General features: G+C 73.6%; 4 protein-coding genes. 2 read left to right on the forward strand and 2 right to left on the reverse strand.

Features of this window, described 5'->3' with window-relative positions; translation table 11 throughout:
• Positions 1–112 precede the first annotated feature (112 nt).
• Together ACFWH7_RS20350 and ACFWH7_RS20355 are read right to left on the reverse strand one after the other, a co-directional pair.
• Positions 113–817 (reverse strand): potassium channel family protein, encoded by a 705-nt coding sequence (locus ACFWH7_RS20350; RefSeq protein ID WP_378219387.1) that lies wholly within the window; start codon positions 815–817, stop codon positions 113–115.
• 163 nt (positions 818–980) lie between these two features.
• Positions 981–2357 carry a TrkH family potassium uptake protein gene (locus ACFWH7_RS20355; protein WP_378219383.1) on the reverse strand — a complete coding sequence of 459 codons (1377 nt, stop codon included), beginning with the start codon at positions 2355–2357 and terminating at the stop codon, positions 981–983.
• Between the two features lie 166 nt (positions 2358–2523).
• Here ACFWH7_RS20355 and ACFWH7_RS20360 point away from each other — a divergent pair, with 166 nt between their 5' ends.
• The gene (locus tag ACFWH7_RS20360) at positions 2524–3753 is read left to right on the forward strand and encodes an acetoin utilization protein AcuC (protein WP_378219385.1); all 1230 of its coding nucleotides are present in this window, start codon (positions 2524–2526) and stop codon (positions 3751–3753) included.
• 225 nt (positions 3754–3978) lie between these two features.
• Positions 3979–4077 (forward strand): 30S ribosomal protein bS22, encoded by a 99-nt coding sequence (locus tag ACFWH7_RS20365; RefSeq protein WP_003792170.1) that lies wholly within the window; start codon positions 3979–3981, stop codon positions 4075–4077.
• Positions 4078–4141 lie beyond the last annotated feature (64 nt).

A 4141-nucleotide genomic window follows, 5' to 3' on the forward strand; every position in this document is an offset into this window, starting at 1 on the left:
CCTCTCCGTCGGGCGCGGCCGCGCGCGTGCGCGCTGCGCGCCCGCCTGGCCGGCCCGCGGGCGGGCCCCCCCCCAATTTCCGGCCCCCGGACCTGGACCGGCCCGACGCCGCTCAGGGGCGGGCGGCGAAGCGTTCCAGGAGGTCGGCGTGGCCCGAGACGATGAGGAGGTCGTTGGCGCTGATACGGGTCTCGGGCGTCGCGTAGAGGAAGTCCTCGCCGGGTGACTTCACGCCGATGACGGTGACGCCGTAGCGCTCGCGGACCTTGGACTGCGCGAGCGTGAAGCCCTGGACCTCGCGGGGCGGGCGCATCTTGACGATCGTGAACCCGTCCTCGACCTCGATGTAGTCGAGCAGCTTGCCGGAGACCAGGTGCGCGACCCGCGAGCCGGCGTCGGCCTCGGGGAAGACGACGTGGTGCGCCCCGATGCGCTGGAGGATGCGCCCGTGCTCGGCCGAGATGGCCTTGGCCCAGATCTGCGGCGTGCCCATGTCGACCAGGTTGCCCGTGATGAGGACGCTCGCCTCGAGCGAGGTGCCCACGCCGACGACGGCGACGGGGAAGTCGCGCGCGCCGAGCTGCTCGAGCGCGACGGGGTTGGACGCGTCCGCCTCGACGAGGGGGAGCTGCCCGCTCCACTGGGCCACGAGCTCGGGGTCGCGCTCGACGGCGAGCACGTCCTGGCCGAGGCGGTCGAGCGTCGCGGCGATGGCCGTCCCGAAGCGGCCGAGGCCGACGACGAGCACACCGGCGTCCTTGCGCGGCGCCTTCGCCTCGTCGCGGCGTGCGCGCTCGGCGCGGCCGCGCTCGACGATGCGCCGCGCGACGGGGTCTGCCGACAGGGCGTCCTTCCCGGTCACCGGCCCGGGGCTCGGGTCGGCGCCGCGGGAGAAGGGGTCGGTCACGGTGGAGCCTTTCGTGTGGTCGGGGAGGGTCGGTGGCGGTGCCCGACGGCGTACGCCGCGGCGGGCGGGTCGCTCACCCGATGATGGGGCGCTCCTCGGGGTAGCGCACGATGCGGCGGCGGTCGCGCAGCGCGAGCGCCGCGGCGAACGTCATGGTGCCCGTGCGACCGACGAACATGAGCGCGACGAGCACGTACTTGCCCGCGTCGGGGAGGTCGGGCGTGATGCCGGTGCTGAGGCCGACGGTCGCGAACGCCGAGATCGTCTCGAAGAGGATGACGTCGAGAGACTCACCGGTGATCTCGAGGAGCAAGAGGCTGGAGACGAGGACCGCCGTCGCGCCCACGAACGAGACCGCGACGGCGAGGCGCAGGGTGTCGCGAGGGATGCGTCGCCCGAACGCCTCCATGTCCCGGTCGCCGCGCGCCTCGGAGACGATCGCGATGAGCATGACGGCGAGCGTCGTGACCTTGATGCCACCGGCGGTCGACGCGGAGCCGCCACCGACGAACATGAGGGCGTCGGTGACGAGCCAGCTCGCCTCGTGCATGCCCCCGGTGTCGACGGTGGAGAAGCCGCCCGAGCGGGGCATGACGCCGGCGAAGAGGGACGCGAGGAGCTTCTCCCCGAACGAGAGCGGACCGAGCGTGCGCTGGTTGGTCCACTCGAAGGCGGCGAAGAAGACCGTGCCGACGACGACGAGGGCGGCGCTCGTGGTGAGCGTGAGCTTGGTGTGCAGGCTCCACTTGGCGACGCGCTTGCGGTTGCGCATGACGTTGAGGATCACGGGGAAGCCGAGGGAGCCGATGAACACGCCGAGGATGATCGGCAGGCACAGCATCCAGTCGCCCACGTAGGGCGCGAGCCCTTGCTCGGTGGGGATGAAGCCGGCGTTGTTGAACGCCGAGATGCCGTAGAAGATCCCGTGCCAGGCGGCCTCCCCGAACGTCTCCTCGAGGACGATGAAGCGCGGCAGGAGGAGCAGCGCGATGAGGAGCTCGAGCGACGTCGAGGTGATGATCACGACGCGCACGAGCGAGCCGACCTCGCCGAGCCGCGTCGTCTTGGTCTCGGACGCCGTGAGGAGCTTCTGCGTGAGGCCGATGCGTCGCGACACCGCCATGCCGAGGATCGACGCGAGCGTCATCACGCCCAGGCCGCCGATCTTGATGCCCAGCAGGATGACGACCTGCCCGTACGTCGACCAGTACGTCCCGGTCGGCACGACGACGAGACCCGTGACGCACACGGCGGACGTCGCGGTGAACAGCGCGTCGACGAAGGGCGCCGCCCGACCGCTCGCCGTCGCCCAGGGGGCCATGAGGAGGGCGGTGAAGACGGCGATGACGGCGGCGAAGACCGTGACGGCGAGGCGTGCGGGCGACTGCCGGGCGAGGCGGTCGACGATCTCCCGCCCCTTGAACAGGCGCCCGGTCATGCTCGTCGGCATGGAGCCTCCCTCACCACTCGCGCCACTCTGCCACGGGCCCGGTGGCCCGTCATGTCGCCGCTCCGGCGCCGGGACATCATGCCGCTTCCGGCGCCCGGGTGCCGCACCGGGGTCCGGCGACCGGTCCGTCGGGGCGGCTGCGCGCCGTCGGGCGTTACCGTGAGCCATGTCCACGACCGACCCCACGTCGTCGCCCGCCCCCACCGGTGCGGGCGCCGCGGCGCCCGGATCCTGCGTCGTGTGGAGCCCGGAGCTCCTCGGCTACGACTTCGGCCACGGCCACCCCATGGCCCCCGCGCGGCTCGACCTGACGATGGGCCTGGTGCGCGCGCTCGGTCTGCTCGACGGCGACGCGGCGCCCGAGATCTTGCGACCCGAGCCCGCGAGCGACGACGTGCTGGAGCTCGTGCACGACCCCGAGTACGTCGCGGCCGTGCGCGCGGCGTCCGAGCACGGGACGCTCGACCCGGCCCGGGGGCTCGGTACCGAGGACGACCCGGTCTTCCCGGGGATGCACGTGGCCGCCGCCCGGATCGTCGCGGGCTCGTACGAGGCGGCGGGGGAGATCGTCGCCGGCCGCGTCGGGCACGCGGTGAACGTCGCGGGAGGCATGCACCACGCGAAGGCGGGCGCGGCGTCGGGCTTCTGCGTCTACAACGACGCGGCCGTCGCGATCCGCCGCCTGCTCGACGACGGCGTCGCGCGCGTCGCCTACGTGGACCTCGACGCGCACCACGGCGACGGCGTGGAGGAGTCGTTCTGGGACGACCCGCGCGTGCTCACGGTGTCCGTCCACCAGAGCGGCGCGACGCTCTTCCCGGGGACGGGCCACCCGACCGACGTCGGGGGCGCGGGCGCCGAGGGGACCGCGGTCAACGTCGCCCTCCCGCGCCGCACGGACGGCGCGCGCTGGCTCCGCGCGGTCGACGCCGTCGTGCCGCCCGTGCTGCGCGCGTTCCGGCCCGAGGTCCTGGTGACCCAGCACGGGTGCGACGCGCACGGGGAGGACCCGCTCTCCGACCTCGACGTGTCCGTCGACGCGCAGCGCACCGCCCTGGGGTGGGTGCACGACCTCGCGCACGAGCTCGCCGAGGGTCGGTGGCTCGCGCTCGGCGGCGGGGGGTACGCGATCGCGCGCGTCGTGCCGCTCGTGTGGTCGGCCGTCGTGGGGGAGGTCGTGCACCGGCCCGTGACCGCGGGCGAGCCGCTGCCGGAGGAGTGGCGCGCGCGCGTCGCCGAGGTCGCCGGGTTCGACGCCCCGCTCGCGTTCGGCCCGCCGGTCGAGGTCAGGCGCTGGAGCAGCGGCTACGACCCGGACGACGACGTCGACCGCGCCGTCACGGCCACGCGCCGCGCCGTCTTCCCGCTCCTCGGCCTCGACCCGCACTTCGACTGAGGTCGTCGCCCCGTGCGGCGGCTCAGGAGGGCAGCCGCGAGCCCTCACGAAGGATGGCGTACCGGGGCACGAGCGCGAGCGGGTAGTCTAGGGGGCGGATTTCTCTCGTGTTGGTCGGCTCGCGGCGCCCTCGTGGTCGCCGGGGCGCCACGATCAACCGTGGACCACACGCGGCCGGTCGACCGGTCGCCGACCGACACGCCGCTCGAGCATTGCGAGGACCGTATGGGCTCCGTCATCAAGAAGCGCCGCAAGCGCATGGCCAAGAAGAAGCACCGCAAGCTGCTTCGCAAGACGCGTCACCAGCGTCGTAACAAGAAGTGACGTCGCGCGCGTCCTGACGCGCCGACCCGCCGTCGAGCCCGGCCCCTCCCGAGGGGACCGGGCT

Origin of the sequence: Cellulosimicrobium cellulans (genome assembly GCF_042723955.1) — a bacterium.
Taxonomy (GTDB): Bacteria; Actinomycetota; Actinomycetes; order Actinomycetales; family Cellulomonadaceae; genus Cellulosimicrobium; species Cellulosimicrobium cellulans_H.

Excerpts from the sequence above, each read along its gene's own strand:
- ACFWH7_RS20355 (WP_378219383.1), bottom strand. The coding sequence starts at position 2,357 with ATGCCGACGAGCATGACCGGGCGCCTGTTCAAGGGGCGGGAGATCGTC.
- ACFWH7_RS20360 (WP_378219385.1), top strand. The coding sequence starts at position 2,524 with ATGTCCACGACCGACCCCACGTCGTCGCCCGCCCCCACCGGTGCGGGC.
- ACFWH7_RS20365 (WP_003792170.1), top strand. The coding sequence starts at position 3,979 with ATGGGCTCCGTCATCAAGAAGCGCCGCAAGCGCATGGCCAAGAAGAAG.